Origin of the sequence: Pseudomonas shirazensis (assembly GCF_050496565.1) — a bacterium.
In the GTDB taxonomy this organism is placed as follows: Bacteria; Pseudomonadota; Gammaproteobacteria; order Pseudomonadales; family Pseudomonadaceae; genus Aquipseudomonas; species Aquipseudomonas shirazensis_A.
In genome coordinates, this window is record NZ_JBNWAE010000007.1 from 250393 (window position 1) to 272784 (window position 22392).

A 22392-nucleotide genomic window follows, 5' to 3' on the forward strand; every position below is an offset into this window, starting at 1 on the left:
ATCGACGTCAGGGGCCACGGAGGACCCGACAATGGCTGGAAGCCGTGTGTGAAATGGCTGTCGTGGATGGCCCATCAGGTGTGCCTGGGCTTGCTGCTGGGGCCACAGCTGGCGCTGGCCAACGGCCTGCCGCCGCCACCGAGCGAGAGCAGCGCGGTCACCGATGCCACGCTGTACCTCGACCTGCTGGTGAATCAGATGCCCAGGGCTGAGCTGGTGCCCGTGCAGCAACGCGCCGGGCGCTTGTTCATCGCCAGCGAGGTGCTGACGGCCGCAGGCATCAGCTTGCCGGGGGTTGCCCAGGGTGAGGTGGCGCTGGATGCTTATGCCGACCTGCACGCCGACTACGACAGCGCCAACCAGCGCCTGCTGTTGCAGGTGCCCGCCGCCTGGTTGCCGCTGCAGCGGGTTGGCGAGCGCGGCCTGTACCCGGCCAGCGACGCCCGCAGCAGTTTTGGCGCGCTGCTCAACTACGACGTCTACCTGAATGACACCGATGAGAGCGGCACCTACCTGGCTGCCTGGAACGAGCTGCGCCTGTTCGACAGCTGGGGCACGTTCAGCACCACTGGTCAGTGGCGTCAGTCCTTCAACAGCGCGCCGCAGGCCGATACCCGCCAGGGTTTTCTGCGCTACGACACTACCTGGCGCTATACCGACGAGCAACGCCTGCTGACCATCGAGGCCGGGGACTTGGTCACCGGCGCCTTGCCCTGGACCAGCTCAGTGCGGCTCGGCGGCCTGCAGCTGTCGCGCGATTTTGCTGCCCGCCCGGACCTGGTCACCTATCCGCTGCCGGCCTTTGCCGGTGAGGCGGCTGTGCCGACGTCGCTGGACCTGTTCATAAACGGCTACAAGGCCAGCACCACCGACCTGCAACCTGGGCCATACACCCTGACCAACGTGCCGTTCATCAACGGTGCCGGCGAAGCGGTGGTGGTGACCACCGACGCCCTCGGCCGCCAGGTGTCGACCACATTGCCGTTCTATGTCACCAGCAGCCTGCTGGGCAAAGGCCTGAGCGACTTTTCCCTGGCGGCCGGCAGCCTGCGCCGCGACTACGGCGTGCGTGATTTTGGCTACGGCACAGGCGTTGCCAGCGCCAGCCTGCGCCACGGGGTCAGCGACAGCTTTACCCTCGAGGGCCATCTGGAGACCGCCGAGACCCTCGCCCTCGGCGGCCTGGGTGGCAATCTACGGCTGGGCAATTTTGGCGTGCTCAATGCGGCGTTGGCGCAGAGCCGGTTCGAGGGCGAACAGGGCCAGCAGGTTGCGCTGGGCTATCAATACAACAGCCAGCACCTCGGTTTCAGTTACCAGCGCCTGCAGCGCCATGGCGACTACGCCGACCTGTCGCGGGTCGACACGCCCTACACGCAGCTGTCCAAGCGTAGTGAACAGGTCACCCTGAGTCTGAACCTTGAGCGCTATGGCAGCCTCGGTGCCGGCTATTTCGATGTGCAGGCCGGCGACGGCTCGCGTACCCGTCTGCTCAACCTGAGCTGGAGCCGCTCGTTGTGGGGCAACAGCAGCCTGTACCTGTCAGCCAACCGCGAGGTCGGCGACAGCCAGTGGGCCATGCAGGCGCAGCTGGTGATCCCGTTCGACCTGCATGGCAACCTGGCCCTGAGCATGGAGCGCAGCCAGGATGGCAGCCGCCAGCAGCGGGTCAACTACAGCCGCGCCGTGCCGGTGGGTGGCGGTGTAGGCTTCAACCTGGGTTACGCCGACGGCGACCGCGAAGCCTATCGCCAGGCTGACGCCACCTGGCGCCTGCAGTCGGTGCAGTTGCAGGCGGGCACCTATGGCAGTAGTGACGCCATGACCCGCTGGGCCGACGCCAGCGGCTCGCTGGTATGGATGGACGCCGGCCTGTTCGCCGCCAACCGGATCGACGATGCCTTTGTAGTTGTCAGTACCGACGGTTACGCCGATGTGCCGGTGCGCTACGAGAATCAGCTGGTTGGCCGCACTGACCGCAACGGCCACCTGCTGGTGCCGTACAGCAGCGGTTACTACCGCGGCAAGTACGAGATCGATCCGATGGAGCTGTCGGCCGATGTGCTGGCACCGCAGGTCGAGCAACGGGTCGCCGTGCGCCGGGGTAGCGGCTACTTGCTGGAGTTCCCGCTCAAGCGGGTGCTGGCGGCGAGCATCGTGCTGGTCGACGCCCAGCAAAGCAACCTCAAGCTGGGCAGCCGGGTCACCCATCAGCAGAGCGGCAGCCTGGCGGTGGTGGGCTGGGACGGCCTGGTGTATCTGGAAAATCTATCGGCGCACAACACCCTGCAGGTCGAGCTGGCCGAGGGCGGCCAGTGCCAGGTCGCCTTTGATCTGCCGGAAGGGCAGGGGCCGGTGCCGTTGATCGGCCCGTTGGTGTGTCAATGAACCGCTTTGCAGGGGCTGTGGCCCTGCTCGCAACCCTGGTCGCAGCGCCGGCCTGGGGCCTTTGCAATATGGTCAACACCCTGCCGGCGAGCTTCGGTACGGTCAATTCGACGCTGGTGCGCGGCACCGTGCAAAGCGCCTCGACCACCAATGCCGGTTTGCAGTGCACAGGCTCCTTGCTCAGTCTGCTGAGTTCGGGCGATCACTTCTATGCAACGATTACCTCCACCACCAGCGGCCTGGTCGGGCCAACCGGCGATGTGATTCCTTACACCTTGTATGCCAACAACAGCACGAGCTTTCCGATCACCCGTGGCGTGGCGTTCGACTTTGCCCGCAACGGTATCCTCGACCTGCTTGGCCTGCTCAATGGCACCACACCCAAGACCGTGCCGCTGTATGTGAAGACCAACCTGGGTGCCAATGTTGCTGCAGGCCTGTACCAGGAAACCCTGACCATTGCCTGGGCCTGGGACTACTGCTCCGGCGTCAGTGCCGGCGCGATTTGCCTGGGCCGCGATAAAGGCAGTGGCAGCCGCACCCTCAACGTCAACCTGACGGTAAGCAATGACTGCCAGATCACCACCCCGAACATTGTCTTCAACAGTGCGCCGGTGGTCAGTGCGTTTACCACGGTCAATCAAAGCATCAATATTTCCTGCACCAAGGGTAGCAACTACACGGTTGGCCTGGATGATGGGGTAAATCCGGCTGGCGGCCGTCGGCGGATGAAGTCACCGGCCAATAACTATCTGGCCTATGACATTTTCAAGAGCGCCGGCAGCGAGCGCTGGGGCTCGCTGAATACAGCCAGGCGTGCCAGTACCGATGCCAATGTCAACCCGGGCGCAGGCACTGGCACCGGTAGCCAGATCTTCAACTACAACGCGCGGGTCTACAGTGATCAACCGACTCCGCCGGCTGCGACTTACAGCGACAGCGTGATTCTGGATGTGCAGTTCTAGCTAGCGTAGATCGCGGGCCATTCTCGCCAACGTCTCCAGTACCGCACCGGCCAAATCCTTCGAGCGCTGGCCGGACCAGCCCGTCTGCACGTTGGGCGCGTCGTCATGGTCCTTGAAGGGCATCTCCAGGGTCAGCGAGAGGCAGTCGTACTGTTGCCCGACAGCGTTGCAGGCCAGGGTCAGGTTGGCCTGACCAGGCTGGTCGCGGGTATAGCCGTGGGTGGTCTGAAAGTCTGCGGTGATGCTGCACAAGGTACTGCGGAACTGCTCCTCGAGCTTCGCCAGGCGCGGGGTGTAGCCTGGGTTGCCTTCGCAGGCGGCGGTGAACACGTGGGGGATTTCTTCGTCACCGTGCACGTCGATGAATGCATCGACGCCGTACTGTTTCATTTGCGCCTGAGCAAACAGCACCTCGGGGCTGGTGTCGACACTGGCTGACTGCCAGGCACGGTTCAAATCCTGCCCTTTGAAGTTGGTTCGCAGATGGCCGAGGAAGGCGCCGTCCGGGTTCATGTTCGGGATCAGATACAGGTCGGCTTGAGCGAGCAATGCCTGAATCTGCGCATCGTTGGCTTCGAGGCGATCGATCACGCCCTCGATGAACCACTCGGCCATGTGCTCGCCCGGGTGCTGCTGGGCGATCAGCCAGAGCTTGCGCTTGCCGGGCGCACCGTCACCGGCGCGCAACAGAGGGATATCACGGCCCTGCACGCTGCGCCCGTGGGCCAACAGCTCGACCCCAGGCAACTGCTGGGCGCGGTCGATCAATTGATTGTGGCGGGCACGCGAGTAGGGCTCGAAGTAGGCGAACCAGGCCTGCGGCTGAGTGGCCTGCAACTCAAAATGCAGGGCCTCGCCGTCGAAGCGGCTGGGGACGCGGAACCACACCTGCTGATCATACGAGGCCACGGCCTGATAACCGCTCCAGGCATTGGGATAGGAAGACTGGCTGGCGTTGTCGAGGCTGAACCGGTGAGTGTGGCCAGGCGTCAGGCCATCTGCCTTGAAGTGAAACCACTGGAAGTGGCCACTGTGGCTGTCGGAGCGAATGGCCAGATGCACCTGCTCTGGATTGCTGGCGTCGAGCACCTGAATGTTGCCGGAATCGAAAGCGCAGTCGATGGTTACAGCGGGCGACGTCACGGTCATTGCCAGGCTCCTGTGGCTTTTTTTGTGACGGTTACTCTACACCGCTCGCAGCGCTGGCTGGGACTGCAAATGTGTTGCCGGTTGGCAGGGCGTGTTTCATCGAGTGTCGGCATTGCTCGGCAACGCAGCCAGGCCGCGCTTGGCTCACGGGCTGGGTTTACTCACACCCAGTACGCCATCGCCAGCAGGGCGGCCAAACTCAGGCCAGCCGCAATCGAGCAACCGCCCAGTGACAGCGCTGCCTGACCCTGCAGGTACCAACCGTCTTGCCCCAGTTGACGTGCCGGGGCGAGCAGGCGGCGCCAGTGCAGTTCGGTCTGGTGGAAGGCCTGCAAGTGCTCGTCGGCGGCGTCCAGCCAGCGGCGAAAGTCGATCCGCTCGCTGGCACTGACTTGTGGGTTTTGCAGGCGCACATACCAATGGCCGGCGGCGCTGGCGAAGCTGTCGCACCGAGCCTGAGTGCCCTGCAACGCTTGCTGCATGTGGCGTTCGACGGCGTTTAGGCTGAGGTTGAGGCGCTCGGCGATGGCGGCGAACGGCAATTGTTCGAGGCGGCTGAGCAGAAACACTTGTTGCACCCGCCGCGGTAGACGGCGCAGATGGTGCTGCAAGGCGTCTTCATCAGTTTGGCTGTGCAGGTGCTGTTCAAGGGGCAGTAGGCGGGTCATGGGTGGCTCCTTGCTCAGATGTAGGGGTGGGGGCATCTTCCCTGATGCACGAACAGCTTAATCTTAACGAGATTGATTCTCAAGTGCTGTTTGCGCAAAAGGTTGTTACATCCATTCACCTGTAGAAACACTTTTGCTATGATCGCGGCCATCAAGCGGTACCCATCTTCATTAGCCTGAAGACCAAAAAAAAGACCCGGCAAAAAGCCGGGTCAAAAACCGTGATTAGCCTGATGAGGAGATAATCTGAGAGTCCGACCTAAGGTCTCCAGGTTATCCAGCGGGTCTTGCGACCTGCTGAGTGCAATAATAATCGTTATCATTTGCCAGTCAAACGATATTTGTTGAAATCGGTAAAAAAATTACCTGCACTCCTCATCCTGTCCCGGCAATCGGGGCCATTGCCGTTACCTGGCGTTCACGTTCTGCTCTTATCTGTCGTCCGTCATCACTGCCTTTTTGTGCTCGAGCAGTGACCTCGCCATGTTCACCATATGCATCAGTGCCAGTGTCACCTCACGGGTCATGCCGTCCTGGTGGGTGGCGGTTTCATGGGCCGTTGCCGCCGCGCAGCGCAGCAGGGCCAGCGCATGGTCATGGGCTTCGCCAATGGATACCCCGGGCTGCAAGGTCCACACCTTGTTGTCCAGGTTGGGCCGCGGCGGGGTGGGGTTGAGGTAGTAGTCGAGCGCGCGGCGCGCAGCTTCACTGTCCAGATCTGTTTCGTCTTTTTTCATGGGGTTTCATCCTGATACCGGGAACGGCGCTGTGGGAAGGACTCTGCCTGATTCTAATACCTAATGTATTTGTGTGCTTTCAAGGAAATACTACCTTATGTGTATTGAGCGCCTAGAGGCAGTCCGTATCGTGCCAGCGATGAATATGGATAAATGGATTGCCCTCATCCGTGACCGGATGGAGGAGCTCGACATCTCGCAGGAACTGCTCGCTGAACGCGTTGGCGTGTCCCAGGGCAGCATTGGCCACTGGCTGTGCAAACGCCGTCAACCACGGGTCGATTCGATGAACAAAGTGTTCGTCGAACTGGGCATGCCGCACTACCACGTCAGCCTGCAATTACAGGTGGCCGGGCAGATCGGTGAAGAGCGCGTGCGCTATGCCGTCGACGACAGCGTCGAAGATGAAGACTGGACCAAATACATCGTGTGCTTTCGTTACCCGCTGCTGGCATGGGATGCGCTGGGCAGCGAGGTAGCAGCCGAACCTGCTGTGTTCGAGCAAACCGACTACCTGGCCAAGGGCCACGCCTGGTGGCTACCGGTTGAAAACGATGCGATGAGCGCGGTCAGTGGCAAGAGCGTTGCCGAGGGCATGCTGGTGCTGGTCGACAGTGGCGTCGCCGTGGAGCCGGGGCGCTTGGTGGTGGCCCGCCAGCCCGGCAAGTCGGCGATCTTCCGCCAACTGACGGAGGAGGGCGGCCAACGTTACCTGAAGGCCCTCAATGGCAGTTACCCGACGCTGGTGTGCGAAGAGGGCTGTGAATTCCTTGGCGTTGTGGTACGCGTGCACGGCATCTTCTGATCCGCAGGCCCCACGATCCGCGACATCTCACGGCCTGTAGGAGCGGCCTTGTGTCGCGAAAGGCCGCAAAGCGGGCCCGGCGATGTTGGCGGCGAAGCTGAAAATGTGGGGCCGCTACGCGACCCTTTCCGACCGGTCCGGCGCCCCGGCAAGGCCGCTCCTACAGGGGGCCAATGCGCTTTTCGGGCATGCGGGTGTAACGCGGGCCACGGAGCATGCACAGGCGTTACTCCAACTCGACCAGGACCACGCCTTCAGCAACCATGTCGCCTTCTTCACACAGCAACGCTTTGACCGTACCGGCTTGGGCGGCGCGGATGCTGTGTTCCATCTTCATGGCCTCCAGCACCACCAGCGCAGTGCCGGCTTCGACCGCCTGGCCAGGCGCGACCAGCACCCGCACGATACTGCCGTTCATGGGCGCGCTCAGGCCGCCGTGCTGGCTGTTGCTGGCCTCGGCTTCGGCAATCGGGTCGTAGGCGCTGACGGCATGCATGTCACCGTCCCAGCCCAGGTACAGGGTGGCGCCCCGACGAATCGCCAGATGACGCCGGCGCACGCCGTCCACATCCTGGCACAGCTTTTCACCTTCCAGGCGCAGGGTCGAGGGCGCGCTGGCCTGCAGCGTCAGCGCTTGAGCCTGCCCGCCGCTGTGCAGGTGGACGCTGCTCTGGCTGGGCAGGCCCAGACGCAGGCCAGAGGGGGCGGCCCACGGTGAGTCGGCGTCGTCATCACGAACCCGTGCGGTTTCGCTCTGCAGCCAGGCTTGCGCTGCGGCTTCCCAGAACTGCGCAGGCAGCTCACCAGGGGCGGGCAGCAGTGCCTCCTGATGGCGGGGAATGAAGCCAGTATCCAGTTCCGCCGCAGCGAACGCCGGGTGGGCCAGAATTCGCCGCAGGAAGGCGATGTTGGTCTTGACCCCACCAATGGCGAATTCATCGAGCATCGACAACAAACGTAGACGCGCCTGCTCGCGGTCTTCACCCCAGGCAATCAGCTTGCCCAGCATCGGATCATAGAACGGCGACACCTGGTCACCCTCGCTGACGCCGCTGTCGACCCGGCGGCCTTCGCCCGGCGCCGACTCGCGGTACAGCGCCAGGCGCCCGGTGGCTGGCAGAAATTCGTTGGCCGGGTCCTCGGCATACAGCCGCACTTCAATCGCATGGCCACGCAGCGGCACCTGCGCCTGCGTGATCGGCAGCGGTTCGCCGCGGGCCACGCGGATCTGCCAGGCGACCAGATCAAGCCCGGTAATCGCCTCGGTGACCGGGTGCTCGACCTGCAGCCGGGTATTCATCTCCATGAAGAAGAACTCGCCGCGGGCATCGAGCAGAAATTCGACAGTGCCGGCGCCGACGTAGCCAATCGCCTGCGCGGCGCGCACGGCCGCTTCGCCCATGGCTTTGCGTAGCTCCGGCGCCAAGCCGGGGGCTGGCGCTTCTTCGACGACCTTTTGATGGCGGCGCTGGATCGAGCAGTCGCGCTCGTTCAGGTACAGGCAGTTGCCATGCTGGTCGGCAAACACCTGGATTTCAACGTGGCGCGGCTTGAGCAGGTACTTCTCCACCAGCATCTGCGCATTGCCGAATGAGGCCTGCGCTTCACGCTGGGCCGAGGCCAGCGCGTCGGCCAGCTGGCTGACGTTTTCCACCATCTTCATGCCCTTGCCGCCGCCGCCGGCACTGGCCTTGAGCAACACCGGGTAGCCGATGCGCTCGGCGGCTTCGCGGAAGGTCTGCAAATCTTGTGCGGCGCCGTGGTAGCCGGGTACCAAGGGCACGCCAGCAGCCTCCATCAACGCTTTTGCTGCCGACTTGCTGCCCATGGCGTCGATGGCGCTGGCTGGAGGGCCGAGGAAGATCAGCCCGGCTTGCTCGATGGCTCGGGCAAAGCCGGCGTTTTCCGACAAGAAGCCATAGCCTGGGTGGATCGCCTGGGCGCCGCTGGCTTTGGCTGCTGCCAGCAGCTTGGTGATATCGAGATAGCTCTCGGCAGCCTTGCTGCCGCCCAGATCAACACGGATATCAGCCTCGCGAGCGTGCAGTGCGTCGCGGTCGATGGCGCTGTGCACGGCGACCGTGGTCAGGCCCATGGCTTTGGCGGTGCGCATTACCCGGCAGGCGATCTCACCGCGGTTGGCAACCAGCAAGGTAGTCAGGGTGGGGTGGCTCATGGGCGTGCTTCCTTGTCGGTGGGTTGCCAGGCGGGGCGGCGCTTGTCGAGGAAGGCACGCAGGCCCTCCTGGCCCTCGGCGCTGACGCGGATGCGGGCAATGCTGTTTTCGCAGTAACGGCGCACGGCCGGGGTCAGCTCGCCGTGGCCGACCTCGCGCAGCAGGTCCTTGCTGGCGCGCAGTGCCTGCGGGCTGTTGAGCAGCAGGTTGTCGACCCAGGCCTCGACCTGCTGCTCGAGTTGCTCGGCTGGGTATGCTTCAGCGAGCAAGCCCAACTGCTGCGCGCGCAGGCCGCTGAAACGCTCGGCTGTCAGCGCATAACGGCGTGTGGCACGCTCGCCGATGGCTTTGACCACGAACGGGCTGATCACCGCTGGTGCCAGGCCAATGCGCACTTCCGACAGGCAGAACTGCGCATCCTCACTGCCGATGGCCATATCGCAGCAACTGATCAGGCCCAGGGCGCCGCCAAAGGCGGCACCTTGCACCACGGCCAGGGTGGGCAGCTTGAGGTTGTACAGGTTGTACATCAGGTCGCCCAGCTGGTGGGCGTCGTCCAGGTTGGTGTTGAAGTCCAGCTGCGCCGATTGCTGCATCCAGGCCAGGTCGGCGCCGGCGCTGAAGTGCCGGCCACGGCCGCGCAGCAGCACAAAACGCAAGCTGGCGTCGGCAGCAAGCCGTTCCACGGCAACGATCAGCTCGCGGATCATCTGCGCGTTGAAGGCGTTGTTCTTGTCGGCCCGGTTCAGCCACAGGGTGGCGAAGCCGCGGGGGTCCTTGATCAGTTCAAGGGTGCTGTAGTCGCTCATGGGGTCACATCCGGAAGATGCCGAAACGGCTCTGTTCGATCGGCGCATTGAGCGCGGCAGACAACGCCAGGCCCAGTACATCGCGGGTCTGCGCCGGGTCGATGACGCCGTCGTCCCACAGCCGCGCGCTGGAGTAGTAGGGATGGCTCTGGCGCTCGTACTGGTCGAGGATCGGCTGCTTGAGCGCGGCTTCGTCGGCACTGCTGAATACTGCCCCCGCGCGTTCGCTCTGCTCGCGCTTGACCTGCACCAGCACACCGGCCGCCTGCTCGGCGCCCATCACGCCGATCCGGGCGTTGGGCCACATCCACAGCATGCGTGGGTCATAGGCGCGGCCGCACATGCCGTAGTTGCCAGCACCAAAGCTGCCACCGATGATCACCGTGAACTTCGGCACCTGGGCGCAGGCCACCGCCGTCACCAGCTTGGCGCCGTGCTTGGCGATGCCGCCTTCTTCGTACTTTTTGCCGACCATGAAGCCGGTGATGTTCTGCAAAAACAGCAGCGGGATGCCGCGCTGACAGGCCAGTTCGATGAAGTGCGCGCCTTTTTGCGCGGCTTCGGCAAACAGGATGCCGTTGTTGGCCAGGATCGCCACCGGATAGCCGTGCAGATGGGCGAAACCGCACACCAGGGTGGTGCCGAACAGCGCCTTGAACTCATCGAAGACCGAGCCGTCGACCAGCCGCGCAATTACCTCGCGCACGTCGAACGGCTGCTTGGGATCGGCCGGTACCACGCCATACAGCTCGTCTGCGCCGTACAACGGCGCAACCGGGGTGCGGCACTGCAGGCGACCGAGCTTGTACCAGTTGAGGTTGGCCACGCTGCGCCGAGCCAGGGCCAGGGCGTGTTCGTCGTTGTCGGCGTAATGGTCGGCAACGCCGCTGGTGCGGCAATGCACGTCGGCGCCGCCCAGCTCCTCGGCGCTGACCACCTCACCCGTGGCGGCCTTGACCAGCGGTGGCCCGGCGAGAAAGATCGTCGCCTGCTGGCGGACCATGATCGCCTCGTCAGCCATCGCCGGCACGTAGGCGCCGCCGGCGGTGCACGAGCCCATTACCACCGCGATCTGCGGGATGCCCAGGGCGCTCATGTTGGCCTGGTTGAAGAAGATCCGGCCGAAGTGCTCACGGTCCGGGAACACCTCATCCTGACGCGGCAGGTTGGCGCCGCCGGAGTCGACCAGGTAGATGCACGGCAGGCGGTTCTGCAGGGCGATGGTTTGCGCGCGCAGGTGTTTTTTCACCGTCAGCGGGTAATACGAGCCGCCTTTAACGGTGGCGTCGTTGGCCACGATCATGCACTCGACGCCTTCGACCCGACCGATGCCGGCGATCACGCCAGCGGCGGGCACGTCTTCGCCATACACCTCGTAAGCGGCCAGCTGGCCAATCTCGAGAAACGCCGAGCCGGCATCGAGCAGGCGGTCGATACGCTCGCGGGGTAACAGCTTGCCTCGTGCGGTGTGCCGCTCCTGGGCCTTGGCGCCGCCGCCCTGGCTGATCTGGGCGAGCAGGCTGCGCAGCGCCTGAACCTGTTCGAGCATGGCCGCGCTGTTGTCGGCAAACTCGGCCGAGCGCGGGTTGATCTGGGTGTACAAAATAGCCATGGGCGCAGGTCCTTGTGCTCAGCGGGTTTCGTTGAACAGTTCGCGGCCGATCAGCATCCGACGGATCTCGCTGGTGCCGGCGCCGATTTCGTAGAGTTTGGCATCGCGCAGCAGGCGACCCGCCGGAAACTCGTTGATATAGCCGTTGCCGCCCAGGATCTGGATCGCCTCCAGCGCCATCTGCGTGGCCCGCTCGGCGCTGTAGAGGATCACCCCGGCGGCGTCCTTGCGCGTGGTCTCGCCACGGTCGCAGGCCTGCGCCACGGCATACAGATACGCGCGGCTGGCATTGAGCTGGGTGTACATGTCGGCGATCTTGCCCTGGATCAGCTGGAACTCGCCGATGCTCTGGCCGAACTGCTTGCGGTCATGGATGTACGGCACCACCAGGTCCATGCAGGCCTGCATGATCCCGGTCGGGCCGCCGGAGAGCACTACGCGCTCGTAGTCGAGGCCGCTCATCAGCACGCGCACGCCGCCATTGAGCTGGCCGAGAATGTTCTCCGCTGGCACTTCGACGTTGTCGAAGAACAGCTCGCAGGTGTTGGAGCCGCGCATGCCCAGCTTGTCGAACTTGCTGCTGCGCGAGAAGCCCTTCCAGTCGCGCTCGACGATGAACGCAGTGATGCCATGGGCGCCCTTGTCCAGGTCGGTCTTGGCGTAGATCACGTAGGTGTTGGCATCCGGACCGTTGGTGATCCAGGTCTTGCTGCCGTTGAGTACGTAATGGTCGCCGCGCTCCTCGGCGCGCAGCTTCATCGACACCACGTCGGAGCCGGCATTCGGCTCGCTCATCGCCAATGCACCGACATGCTCGCCGCTGAGCAGCTTGGGCAGGTACTTGAGTTTTTGCGCGTGGCTGCCGTTGCGGTTGATCTGGTTGACGCAGAGGTTGGAGTGGGCGCCGTAGGAGAGGGCCACCGAGGCCGAGCCGCGGCTGATTTCTTCCATGGCCACGACGTGGGCCAGATAGCCCAGGCCGGCGCCGCCATATTCCTCCGGCACGGTGATGCCGAGCAGCCCCATGTCGCCGAACTTGCGCCACATGTCGGCGGGGAACAGGTTGTCCTGATCGATCTGCGCTGCGCGCGGGGCCAGTTCGGCGGCGACGAAGGCGCGGACCTGGTCGCGAAGCATGTCGATGGTTTCGCCGAGGGCGAAGTTCAGGCTGGGGTAATGCATGGGTGGGTACCTTTATTGTTCTTGGATATCACCACGTCCCTGTAGGAGCGGCCTTGTGTCGCGAATGGGTCGCGTAGCGGCCCCAAGATTGCAGCTTCGCCTTCGACATCCCCGGGCCGCTACGCGACCCTATCGCGACACAAGGCCGCTCCTACACACAGAAGCGGTGTGGTGGTTGGTTGACGTTAACGTAAACCTGGGCTCGCAAGGTGTCAATCTCGGCGTCACCTTTACGTAAACGTAACCATGCTGAGACGGTCATTCCGTGGCGCCTGACCGGACGCGCGCGAGCACCCATGCCTAGTAAAACTGTCAGTACTGGCCGCTACGGCGCTGGGGTAAATTTGAATGGCACACACGTGTATCCATTATTACAGAGGCGACATTGAAATGAGCACTGACAGCAAGGTGGTAGTTGCAAAACTAAAATCGATCCCCAAAGAGAAGAAGTTGGGAAGCATGGACTGGATGGATGATGAAGGGAACGAAATTGTCGTTTCCAGTGAAGCATTCGCCACGATGACGGAAAAGCCCAAGGAAGGAGACACTGTGGAGTTCGCTGTAAAGAAAGAAAATGGCAAAAGTTATGCCATTAACATCAACAAGAAAGACTCCATGAAGTAATACGGGTGATACTACAGGGCCAGGTCATACGGTGAGTCTGATAACGGGGTGAATCGTCCACGTTATTGGCCTGGCTGGATGGCTTCAGGCCCTTTTTTGATCAATGATTGCTCTGCCTCGCACGCGCAGCCCGCGCCATTTTGTAAACCCCTTTCTCAATCAACTTCGACGGGCCGTATATCACTGCGCAGTAGCCTGATCCAGCAGTGTGTTGCGTAAGGAAACCTTTAGGTTTTCGGCAGGATCTGCTCCTGGCTCAGCGTCGGCGTTGAGCCAGGAGCAGGCCGTCTAACAGGCTACAATAGTTTCACCAAGTCTCCGACAGTCACTGCGTCCTCCAACTGTCGGGGAGACAAATCCACGCTCAGATCTTGCAAGTGAATGCCAAGTTTTGTATCACTCCCCACGATGTCCGTGATGCGTGTAGTGTCGTCGATATCAGTCTCCTTATAGTCATATTTATCAGCAAGCAGCGCTTTGAGTTGAGCTTTTGTGGCCATGGGTACGTTCCTCTCTTCTGTGCTACGGGGTGTGTTGCAAAAAGCTGTGCCCATGGTATGGGCCCCTGTAGGGCTTATCCATCGCGAGGGCACAACACGGTTAAGGCTTCTTGGCCTTGGTGATATTGGCTAATTGATGCATATAAACATAACTCTCACTGGACATGCCGGGTTCATCCTTCGTTACCACCACCACGCACTTTTCATCGACGGTCTTCAGCGTGCCAATCTCAAAGTAGCCGTTTTTCTTGTCGACTCGAACCCACGAGCCCCTCAATTTTTTAGCCGTGGCCAAGAGTTCAGCAGGGGATTTAACGGTCTTGGCAGTCTGGAGCGCAGCGGCAACAGTTTTTGCGGCTGCGAGGGCCTCTTCGGCGGCTTGCTTGGCTTCGTTGGATGCAACAACCGTGGCTTCGGCGTTACCGGTTTCGTCGGCCTTTTCAGCACGCTTACGCGCAGCGGTCGCCTGTGTACAGGCGGTGCGAGCGAGAATGATCGCCTCCGCAGCTTTTTTGGCTTCACTGGGTGCCTGCTCGGCCTTCAGAGCAGGCTCTTTGGCGTCGCTCTCAGCCCTTTTCAGTGCATCAAGGGCTTGCTGCTCGGCTTGCTTGGCAGCGTTGACAGCGGAAGTTGCCACGGCCTTGCGCTTTGCAGCATCGGCTTTCTTCTTTGCCTCGGCCTTGCGCTTGGCCTCGGCGGCAGCAGCATCTGCATCGGCCTTGCGCTTGGCCTCGGCTGCAGCAGCATCTGCGTCGGCTTTGCGCTTGGCCTCGGCTGCAGCAACATCTGCGTCGGCCTTGCGCTTGGCCTCGGCTGCAGCAGCATCTGCGTCGGCTTTGCGCCTGGCCTCGGCGGCAGCAGCATCTACCTCGGCCTTGCGCTCGGCCTCTGCGGCTTCAGTTTCTTTCTTGCGCTTGGTTGTGTCATCAGCGTCGGCTTGCGATTTACCTTCTTCAGCGGTCTGTGCTGGCGTGCTGCTCGAGGTCATCAACTTTTTAACCTCGTCACGAAACTCCGGGCCACCATCCATAGCGCTATAGGCGATGTGAATCTCGATGTCTGTTACCAGGCATTTGTCCTTCTCGAACAGGTTTGGGTGAGCCTCAATGCCGCCCGGGAACTCCAACACCCAGCTGGAGATTGCGCCTGTGCCTTCGAACGGTTGGTAGCGGGTCTCATCCTTGGGGCCCGGCTGTAGGTCGAAATTGCGATTCACCTCTTTGGCTGACCAGATCGCTATTCGCTGGTCGCGGCGCAGATCGCGCAGCAGGCTGACTACTTCGCCTTCCTTGTCTTCGCGGTTGAGGTACAGGCACTGCACGCCGGCGCTGTCGTTGCTTAGCAGTAGAGTGTTGCTGGACTGGGTAAGCATTGCCGCGACGGGCCCTGAGATATTTTTTTCCCCATTCTTGAACGTCAGCGTGATGCGCTCGATTCGGCGCAGGTAATGCCCTGGGTACTGTTGGTCGAAGTGCCTTGAAGTCAGGCTGAAGATAACCTTGCCGGTCTTCAACCGCTCCTGCAGCTTGATGGTGTCCCAATTCATGCATTTGCAAAGTGACAGGTCCAGGCGGATATCCAAAGGACGCTCGTTGTCGTTGATCGCCGCCAGGTCCATCTGGATCAGGTCGCGCTCCAGAGCTTCCCCGGCAAGCATGCCGCGCCAGTTATCAAGCCAGCCATCGGTGCGGATCCAGGTGCTGGTGAAATCGCCCAGTTCGTACTGCAGGCTGGCTTCGGCCATCAGGCACAGCGACAGGGTGGCGTCATAGGTGCTGCTATAAATGTCAGCCATTCGACTGATCAACCACAAGTAGGTCGGGTGGCTGGCGAATACCGTGGTCATGAGCTGGTATTCAGCCTGATGCGCGGTCAGCTTGGCTCGGGCTTCATCCACCGCGATTCTTGCCGCGCGCACGTGGATGTCCTGCTCGAGCAACTGCCTGTCGATGATCTGTAGCTCAAGGTTTGCCTGGTCTGTCTCGAACTGCCATTCCTGACCGCGCAGTTGGTATTCGGCCTGCAAGCGCAGCTCGTCCTTGGCCATGTTTGCTATTTCGCCTAAGAACTCCATCCCCATACCGACGGCAGCGATGCCTTCGCTTGGCCTGTTGCCACCGAACGCCAACCCATAAATCGTTGGCACAGCGGCCTGTACGGCCTTGCTGCTATACATGAACGCAATCGATGCGCCTTTAAGCACTTGCGACGTGTAAGCCGCTGCCTGCGCTGTATGTTCCAGGTCGGTAATACCTTCATCCAGCAGGCCTTGGTAGTACTCCACCCGCCCCTCGATCATGCGCTTGCTCGCCAGCAGCGTATCGCGACCGCGTTTGGCCAGTTCCAGCGCCTGCTCCTGCAAACGGCACGGGAAGTCCAGCAGGCTGATGATGTTGGTCTTGGTCAACAGCGCAAGCTTTTGCGCCCCCTCTGCTTCATAGAAACGCAGTTGCGTCTGGCCCAGCTCAATCAGCTGCAGTACTGCTGCATCGGCGCTTTTGCGCACCTCAGCATAATGGCACGGTGGTACCGGACGAGCTTTTTTGATGCCATCGGCCGGCCCAGCCCCATGGCCGCCAAAACCCAGGGCAGCTGAATTGTAGTTTTGCGGATCGAGCAGCACGGCGGCGGGCTTGCCGTCCAGAGTGAGGCCGTGGCGCAGGTTGAACAGCCGGTTACGCAACAGGTTGCGCAATTCCACCAGTTTGTTGTTGAGCGGTGGTACAAAGTTCGTCGGCTGGGCACTTGCAAGCGTCAGCGCCTGGGGCGGTGCGGAAGAAAATTGTTCGGGCAGCGTTCCGATCAGGCGCAGGGCGTTGTCGTAGCAAATGGCGGCTTCTATCAACGTATCGCGGGTCAACTGGCGGTATAGGTCGTCACCCTGGCGTTGCCAGCTTTCGGCTACAAACAGATGCAGTGCCTTGCGGTAGCGCTCGGGTGCTGCGTAGGCCAGCAGGTCGGGGTCGTTTTCTTCGGCGTTGGCGGCGTAGGCAGCCGGTGCACTGATCGGTTGGCTCATCCAGTACAGGGGCGGGTAGTTGCCCGCAGGCGCCCAGGTGCGGTAAGGATCGAACAGATGGCGCGTGCACCAGTGCCAGGCCGCTCGGTATTCACGGTTCTGCCGCAATTGCCACGCGACAAGGAAGGGCACGTGGAAGAACAGCTCCCAGAAATACAGTCCATTGGCACTGCGAAAATCGACCGTGGTGCGCTCGTTCGCTGAGGCGAGCGCAGGTTCGGGTAGGCACTGGGCTTCCCACGACAGCGCACGCTCAACCGACTGGGTGGCCAGTGCGACCAGTTGCTTGCCGAACAGGGTATTAAGACGCAGGGGCGGTACTCTGGTGTCTGCCAGCTTCTGATTGGCTTCGCTGAAGTCGAGGTAGAGGGCTTGGTCCAGGTTGCGCCTGATTTGCACGCTGGGGACTGCGTCGTCGGGGTGCTCTTGCCATTTGAAGTCCTGAGAGACTGTAGCGAGCAGGTTGTCTTGATCGTCATGCACCTTCGCTTTAAAGGTGAAATGCGATAGGTCTGTGGGTAATGGGCAACGGAACACCACACGTCCGTCGCCTTTGGCAGATATAGTGTCTTCAAGCGGCATGGTGTGTGCAGGGTCTATATACAACAGTATCTTTCTGCAGGCGGCGGGGTGCAGGTGGCGTAGACGAACGGCCGATTCCAGCGATAGCCCTTCAGGGAGAGTGACACCACTTGCTTCCAAGGTTTCAACTTCTCGCTTGATGAGGGCGCTCATCGCACCGGCATTATTCAGAGTGCCGGCTTTGCTGATGGCATGTTCGAGCGTGCATGAGGCGCCGAAGTGCTTGGGTGCGGGGAGGTTGAGTAGTGGGTTGAGCTCGAACTCGGATATATGGCGGTTTTTGAGAAGATTCTTTTTGAATACACTGAATTCTGATGGGGCGTCTTTAGCAAAGGATTGTAATGATTGTAGCTTAAATTCGACCAAATATTTTTGTTCGGAGGCGGACAACGTCCACGTCGCATTGGCAACGTCTTTACTTTCAACGGTTAGTGAGACGGGTAGGTCACTCATATGGGAGTGTAGGTGCATGGGTAAGTGGAGTTTTTGCTGCGGGCTATTCGAGTATTCGATAAAGTAAGGTTTTGCATCAATCGTTGATCTAAGCTGCTGCGCTACCTGTTCGTCGGTGGGCTCACCAAAGCCTTTATATACGGAAAAAGCTCTGCGCAGGTTATAAGTCTTAATGCTGCCTACTTCTAGGGTTCCTCGTGCTATTCTAGGTTCTCCTGGATATCCAATTTCATTCAAAATTTGAATATTTTTGTTGAGAGCGGTTATCTTAAATTTGATGTCGTAGCTGTTGGTATCGAAGTTTGCGGTTGTGTTGTTCGTGTGAGTGCTCGCGCTGCATTTTAAAAGGGCGCCATACGTTGGATGAGTTATGATATAAGTGGTGCTGGTGTGTTGTATATTGAGTTCAGTGGATATCGAGATCACTGCCTCTTCTGAAGTGATGCCAGGCTGTTGCTCGAAACGAAAGTTAGGCGTTTTGGTTGCCTCATAATTGTTTGCCTGGCTGGAAGTGAGTCCCATCCATTCAGTTTTGGTTTCCCCTACGGGTTCCAGTGATGTCAAAGCACCTACATAAGGGTGTTGTACAACACGCGGGTCGTGGAAAAACCGTAGCCAATTCAACACCAGCCTGTTCTCGATAGCTCTTGTATCTATGGACACGGCATCCAGCGTTTTGTTTTCCAGCAACAGCAGGTCTCTACTGACTATGAAATACTCGTTTTTTTTCTGCATCTTAGAAATTGAGTCGGCTGTATGCGAACCCTTTTTAGTGCTGTCGAATAACAGCACTGTCAACCAGGGATCATTGATCCGATCGCCCATGTTGTTGACCATCACCGCCAAACCTGGCTGATAGGCTTTGGTTTTCAAAAACGCATTGGTTTTGGTCGACCCAGCTTCGGGAGTGGCCAACGTCGCCTTGCTGTCAAATTTACCTTCGTCGTTGTGCCCATCCAGCCGCAGCAACTCATTGGCCGGGCTCCAGGCCCCATCAGTCTGCTGAAAGCTGAAACACACCCGCAACGGGTAATACTCGCTGGCCTTGTTGTCGGTGCCCAAGGCGATGGCGGTCGCTTCCCACTCCACCCAGACGACGTAACGACGGCCGGCGATGATCACAGGCCGGATCAATTCGATATGTTTACGTTCGTCTTGCCTTAGCAGAGCTTCTTCTTTTGCTTTCGCTGCCTCAGCCTCCGACTCTTGCCCGCTATCGGCGGCCTTTTCAGCACCACTCTCCCCATTGCTGGGGACCTGTTGCAAGGCCGCTGGTTTCGGTAATAGCGTCTTCGCCAATGTCCCGCTCAGCCCTATCGTGATCTTCTCCCACTCGCTCCACGCCAGCATGCTCGGCGCGCCATCCTGGTCACGCTCACGCAGATCCAGGGTGCGCCAGTAATATTCCACCGGTTCGACATTGGTCTTACCGATGAAATGATAGGTATCCTCCAGCGGTGAGGTGCCATCGGCGTAGGCCGAGATTGGTTGGATATTGCTGAGCTTTTCGAACGTGCTCAGGTAACCGACCATGGCACTTTGAATGTCCTGCGGCTGGCATTTGCCCTGAGCGAGCAGGCTTTCAAGGTCCTTGAATGCGCTGGTCTTGCGCGTACGGCGGGTGGGGTCGATGAAGTTCTGGGGTTCGTTGCGCACCTGCTGGCGAAGCTTCCACTGCTCGTAACGGCTGGCGTAGTCGCTCCATTCATTTCGTTCTGCTTCGCTCAGCAGGGAATTGCGGTAGCCGGTCTCCTGGCGTGAGTAAATCTGATGCAGGTAACGCTGCAGACTGGCAATGGCGGACATCACCCGGGTGGTGCGCGGTTCATGGGAAACCTGCAGGTCGATCAACAGGTAGTCGGCCAGCGTCTGCGGGGTGGTGATCTCACTGCGAGCGGGGTCGACAGGTGCCCAATGAACGAGCAGGAAGCCCACCAGGGCATCGCGCCAGGCCAGCCTCAGCTGCTCGTCCATTACCTTACGTTGCTTGGCCGTACAGCTTTGTCGCAGGCTGGTAGAGACCTGCTCGAAGGGCTCCGAGATAGTGGCTGCCGGCAACCTGCTGATGTCGACCAGCGCTTCCATCGAGATGGCATGTTGCTGTGACAGGTCCAGCAGCCTGAGCAGTCGGTCGATTTCACCCAGGGTGGTAGGCGGCTCAAGTGAACTCAGCTGGGCCAGGCTGTCTCGAGGTTCGCCCAGCAGTTTTTCCAGCGCGGCCCATGCCTTGTCCGCCTCGGCCGCAGGTTCGGCACCGGGCTTGGCTGGGTTGACACTAGCGAGGTACTGCATCACGTCGCTTTCGTTCAGGTCTGTAGGCAGTTTTGCAACCAGTGCTTTGTAGCGACTGAGTAGGTAAACCGTCGACAGATCAAGGTCGCGCTTATCACCTGAGTCTTCCAACAAGTCAAACCACTCAGGCGTGTCCATGAAATGTTTCAGTGTACTGGCGCTAAGCTCGAACAGTTTGATCAACGAGGTGTATTGATCCAGCAGTGTCCAGTCTTCGATGTCCTGCTCCGAAAAACTATCAAGTGGCGCCAGCTTCTTTTCAGCAGACCTACGCTGCACGTCACGCACATTGCCAACAAACGTCTGGTTGTCCAGCCCAGACCAGCGCAGCAGCGGCTCCACCTTTTCAACGTCGTCGAGTTGCAGCGCGACTTGCAGCGCGCTGTACAGTTGGTCCTTGCCCGCGTCCGGTGCAAGCGGTGCGCCCAGGCAGATGCTCGCCCAGCTAGGTCGGGTAATGGTCACTTCGGACTGCAGGATCAAGTAAAGTTGATCAGCACCGCACTCCTGGGATTTGAGCCACTGCGCGGCATCCATCACGCCGACGATCACATCGACAATGTCCGCCTCAGCCTCACCATCGCCAAGGCTTGGGTTGCCGGCCAATTGCTCCTTGTAGGCCGGCTCGTACTGGTTCAGCATTGCCAGAAGCAGCATCCCGTCTTTCGGCTTGAGGCCGAACAGACGCGGCAGAGCGGTTAACCTGTAGCAGGCCGAGACCACTTCAAGCGATCGCTCGGGGTGGGTCAGGCCCTGCTCCTCGACGACCCACTCCAATACGGCACGCAGCACAGTCTCGTCGACCTTGAAGGCCAGGCACAGCTGCTTGAGCGTTAGGGCGTCGGGCCCGCTGCTGGCCTGCGGGTCGAACACCTCGCCGTCAAGCTGCAACACCGGATCCCGGTCGATTTGCCCACCAATGCTGGCAGGGTCAAATAGCTGATCGTAGAACGACTTGTCCGGGCGAGTGCCGTAAACCGAAATCTCGGAAATGAAAGCCGCGTATTGGTGTGCGCTGACCCCGTACTTGACATGCAGATGTCGGAACAGGCCGAGGGCGCGCAGGGTGGCGGGGGTAATGATTTTGCCTCCCTCCAGGTCTTCGCTCCACAGCGCTGCCATGAGCAACACGTCGGCCTCGCTTGGCCCCACCTCCAATGCCCGCTGAATAAGCAGGATGCGCTGGAGCCGATCGAGGTGGGCGTCGGTGACACCGGTAATCTGTACGGTTTTGTTGCTCGGGTCGGAATGAGTGAGGTACAACGGCTTCTCGCAGTTGTTGATGTACTCCGCGCCGTACAGATGGCTCGCGCCATCGTAGTAATCCAGTTTCGAAACATGATCGCTCAGTACCACTGTACTTGCTTTCTCGCCGACGGCGTCCACTGCCAGCAGCCGGCGCAATTCCTTGCGGGTCAAGCCCAGCGCCTTGCTCACCGCTTGCGTGGTGGTGAGCCCTTGCAACGCGGAATTGACAGGTTTTTTGCCACCCAGCAGTGCTTGCAGTTGTAGCGTGAAGCCGCTGCTCAAGGTCGTCGCAGCGCGCTGGGCCGGGCAGGTGAGGTTGTCGAAGAGGAAGGAGGGATGGTCGACGTCAGCGGCACGTAGCACGTCCCACAGCGGCAGTTGTTTGAGTGCCAGCGCGGTCTTGATCGATGCCCAGGCATACTGGAAGGGCACGTTGCCCTTATGCATAGTATTGGCAACGGCGTTTTTCAGCGTTTGGTCTTTCGGTACTGCTTCGTTTGCCCGCTTTTCAAGCAGACCCGTCACCAGGTGCAAATTGGGCAGAGCCTTATTTGCGCTCTGTGTGTCGAGCGTGAGCTTCAACAGATCAGGGCGACGTTGCTTCAGGGTAATCGGGGCAGTGACATCGGCGCGGGTTTCCAACGCTTCAATCATTTTTTTGAGGTACACCAGATACGCGGCACGGCTGGTGTTGGCTTCGAGCGCGCCACTGGCGCAGCGCACTTGGGTATCGGGAAACAGGTTCATATAGGTAGCGCCGTCCTTGCGCTGGGCGGGCAAGGCGTTGGCGGTGGTCGTGGTTTTCTTGGTCATGGTCAGGCCCCTGGCAAATTATTGATGGGTGACAGGCCTCAACAGAGCCGAGAGCCGTGACCACCGGTTTGCCTGACACTACTTGAGGCTGCGCAGGGCCGCACCTGACAGAATTGCTAGGTAAGGTTGCCTGAATGGGGCGAGAGGAATGGCAATACGGGTAGCGGGAGTCGGCGCGCTGAACTGCCCCCTAAAGTGTTTGATCGGGTAGTCATCCCGGGTCCTGATCACTGCAGACAGCCTGCCGTAGTGCTCTACAGAGGGGCCTGACGTGAATGTGGGTCAACCCATAACGAACACCCAGGACTTGCCTGCCTAGCAGTTCTGCCAGTTGTGGTGCACCGTTCAGCGGTGTTGCATGGGTAGTCTC

General features: G+C 60.6%; 13 protein-coding genes. 4 read left to right on the forward strand and 9 right to left on the reverse strand.

The window, feature by feature from the left end; genetic code table 11:
• The first annotated feature begins 66 nt into the window (after positions 1 to 66).
• Together ACQZ2L_RS12975 and ACQZ2L_RS12980 are read left to right on the forward strand one after the other, a co-directional pair.
• Positions 67 to 2388 (forward strand): fimbria/pilus outer membrane usher protein, encoded by a 2322-nt coding sequence (locus ACQZ2L_RS12975; protein ID WP_430326469.1) that lies wholly within the window; start codon positions 67 to 69, stop codon positions 2386 to 2388.
• Positions 2385 to 3353 carry a Csu type fimbrial protein gene (locus ACQZ2L_RS12980; RefSeq protein WP_430326393.1) on the forward strand — a complete coding sequence of 323 codons (969 nt, stop codon included), beginning with the start codon at positions 2385 to 2387 and terminating at the stop codon, positions 3351 to 3353. Before ACQZ2L_RS12975 ends, ACQZ2L_RS12980 begins: the two co-directional genes overlap by 4 nt.
• Here the strand turns inward: ACQZ2L_RS12980 and ACQZ2L_RS12985 are convergent, their stop codons facing one another.
• The 3 genes from ACQZ2L_RS12985 to ACQZ2L_RS12995 form a co-directional block, all read right to left on the reverse strand.
• The gene (locus ACQZ2L_RS12985) at positions 3354 to 4502 is read right to left on the reverse strand and encodes a M14 family metallopeptidase (protein WP_430326395.1); all 1149 of its coding nucleotides are present in this window, start codon (positions 4500 to 4502) and stop codon (positions 3354 to 3356) included. It lies immediately after the preceding gene.
• Positions 4503 to 4663: 161 nt separating this feature from the next.
• A complete protein-coding gene (locus ACQZ2L_RS12990) occupies positions 4664 to 5170 on the reverse strand; it encodes a sigma factor-like helix-turn-helix DNA-binding protein (protein WP_430326397.1) in 507 nt (168 codons plus the stop codon).
• Positions 5171 to 5601: 431 nt separating this feature from the next.
• Positions 5602 to 5907 carry a DUF6124 family protein gene (locus tag ACQZ2L_RS12995; RefSeq protein ID WP_101320948.1) on the reverse strand — a complete coding sequence of 102 codons (306 nt, stop codon included), beginning with the start codon at positions 5905 to 5907 and terminating at the stop codon, positions 5602 to 5604.
• 97 nt (positions 5908 to 6004) lie between these two features.
• Between ACQZ2L_RS12995 and ACQZ2L_RS13000 the strand changes: the two genes are divergently transcribed.
• Positions 6005 to 6712: a S24 family peptidase gene (locus tag ACQZ2L_RS13000; RefSeq protein ID WP_430326399.1), complete on the forward strand. Its 708-nt coding sequence runs from the start codon at positions 6005 to 6007 to the stop codon at positions 6710 to 6712.
• A 226-nt stretch (positions 6713 to 6938) separates the two neighbouring features.
• Here the strand turns inward: ACQZ2L_RS13000 and ACQZ2L_RS13005 are convergent, their stop codons facing one another.
• The 4 genes from ACQZ2L_RS13005 to ACQZ2L_RS13020 are packed head-to-tail and all read right to left on the reverse strand — an operon-like array spanning position 6939 to position 12491.
• On the reverse strand, positions 6939 to 8888 hold the full coding sequence (locus ACQZ2L_RS13005; RefSeq protein ID WP_430326401.1) for an acetyl-CoA carboxylase biotin carboxylase subunit: 1950 nt from the start codon (positions 8886 to 8888) through the stop codon (positions 6939 to 6941).
• Complete coding sequence (locus ACQZ2L_RS13010; RefSeq protein ID WP_430326403.1) at positions 8885 to 9697, reverse strand: gamma-carboxygeranoyl-CoA hydratase; 813 nt, start codon at positions 9695 to 9697, stop codon at positions 8885 to 8887. The genes ACQZ2L_RS13005 and ACQZ2L_RS13010 overlap by 4 nt, the downstream gene beginning before the upstream one ends.
• 4 nt (positions 9698 to 9701) lie before the next feature.
• A complete protein-coding gene (locus tag ACQZ2L_RS13015) occupies positions 9702 to 11309 on the reverse strand; it encodes a carboxyl transferase domain-containing protein (RefSeq protein WP_430326405.1) in 1608 nt (535 codons plus the stop codon).
• An 18-nt stretch (positions 11310 to 11327) separates the two neighbouring features.
• Positions 11328 to 12491, reverse strand: coding sequence for an isovaleryl-CoA dehydrogenase (locus ACQZ2L_RS13020; protein WP_430326407.1), 1164 nt, complete (start codon positions 12489 to 12491; stop codon positions 11328 to 11330).
• Positions 12492 to 12881: 390 nt separating this feature from the next.
• Here ACQZ2L_RS13020 and ACQZ2L_RS13025 point away from each other — a divergent pair, with 390 nt between their 5' ends.
• Positions 12882 to 13115, forward strand: coding sequence for a hypothetical protein (locus tag ACQZ2L_RS13025; RefSeq protein ID WP_430326409.1), 234 nt, complete (start codon positions 12882 to 12884; stop codon positions 13113 to 13115).
• 296 nt (positions 13116 to 13411) lie between these two features.
• On the opposite strand, the gene ACQZ2L_RS13030 is transcribed toward ACQZ2L_RS13025, so the two are convergent.
• Positions 13412 to 13615 (reverse strand): hypothetical protein, encoded by a 204-nt coding sequence (locus ACQZ2L_RS13030; protein ID WP_430326411.1) that lies wholly within the window; start codon positions 13613 to 13615, stop codon positions 13412 to 13414.
• A gap of 100 nt (positions 13616 to 13715) precedes the next feature.
• A complete protein-coding gene (locus ACQZ2L_RS13035) occupies positions 13716 to 22022 on the reverse strand; it encodes a neuraminidase-like domain-containing protein (protein ID WP_430326413.1) in 8307 nt (2768 codons plus the stop codon).
• Positions 22023 to 22392 lie beyond the last annotated feature (370 nt).

What these genes read in the sequence shown, in the direction of transcription:
- ACQZ2L_RS13035 (WP_430326413.1), bottom strand. Translation starts at nt 22,022, where the DNA reads ATGACCAAGAAAACCACGACCACCGCCAACGCCTTGCCCGCCCAGCGC.
- ACQZ2L_RS12985 (WP_430326395.1), bottom strand. Translation starts at nt 4,502, where the DNA reads ATGACCGTGACGTCGCCCGCTGTAACCATCGACTGCGCTTTCGATTCC.
- ACQZ2L_RS13025 (WP_430326409.1), top strand. Translation starts at nt 12,882, where the DNA reads ATGAGCACTGACAGCAAGGTGGTAGTTGCAAAACTAAAATCGATCCCC.
- ACQZ2L_RS13010 (WP_430326403.1), bottom strand. Translation starts at nt 9,697, where the DNA reads ATGAGCGACTACAGCACCCTTGAACTGATCAAGGACCCCCGCGGCTTC.
- ACQZ2L_RS13005 (WP_430326401.1), bottom strand. Translation starts at nt 8,888, where the DNA reads ATGAGCCACCCCACCCTGACTACCTTGCTGGTTGCCAACCGCGGTGAG.
- ACQZ2L_RS12975 (WP_430326469.1), top strand. Translation starts at nt 67, where the DNA reads ATGGCCCATCAGGTGTGCCTGGGCTTGCTGCTGGGGCCACAGCTGGCG.
- ACQZ2L_RS13000 (WP_430326399.1), top strand. Translation starts at nt 6,005, where the DNA reads ATGTGTATTGAGCGCCTAGAGGCAGTCCGTATCGTGCCAGCGATGAAT.
- ACQZ2L_RS12980 (WP_430326393.1), top strand. Translation starts at nt 2,385, where the DNA reads ATGAACCGCTTTGCAGGGGCTGTGGCCCTGCTCGCAACCCTGGTCGCA.
- ACQZ2L_RS13015 (WP_430326405.1), bottom strand. Translation starts at nt 11,309, where the DNA reads ATGGCTATTTTGTACACCCAGATCAACCCGCGCTCGGCCGAGTTTGCC.
- ACQZ2L_RS12995 (WP_101320948.1), bottom strand. Translation starts at nt 5,907, where the DNA reads ATGAAAAAAGACGAAACAGATCTGGACAGTGAAGCTGCGCGCCGCGCG.
- ACQZ2L_RS13020 (WP_430326407.1), bottom strand. Translation starts at nt 12,491, where the DNA reads ATGCATTACCCCAGCCTGAACTTCGCCCTCGGCGAAACCATCGACATG.
- ACQZ2L_RS12990 (WP_430326397.1), bottom strand. Translation starts at nt 5,170, where the DNA reads ATGACCCGCCTACTGCCCCTTGAACAGCACCTGCACAGCCAAACTGAT.
- ACQZ2L_RS13030 (WP_430326411.1), bottom strand. Translation starts at nt 13,615, where the DNA reads ATGGCCACAAAAGCTCAACTCAAAGCGCTGCTTGCTGATAAATATGAC.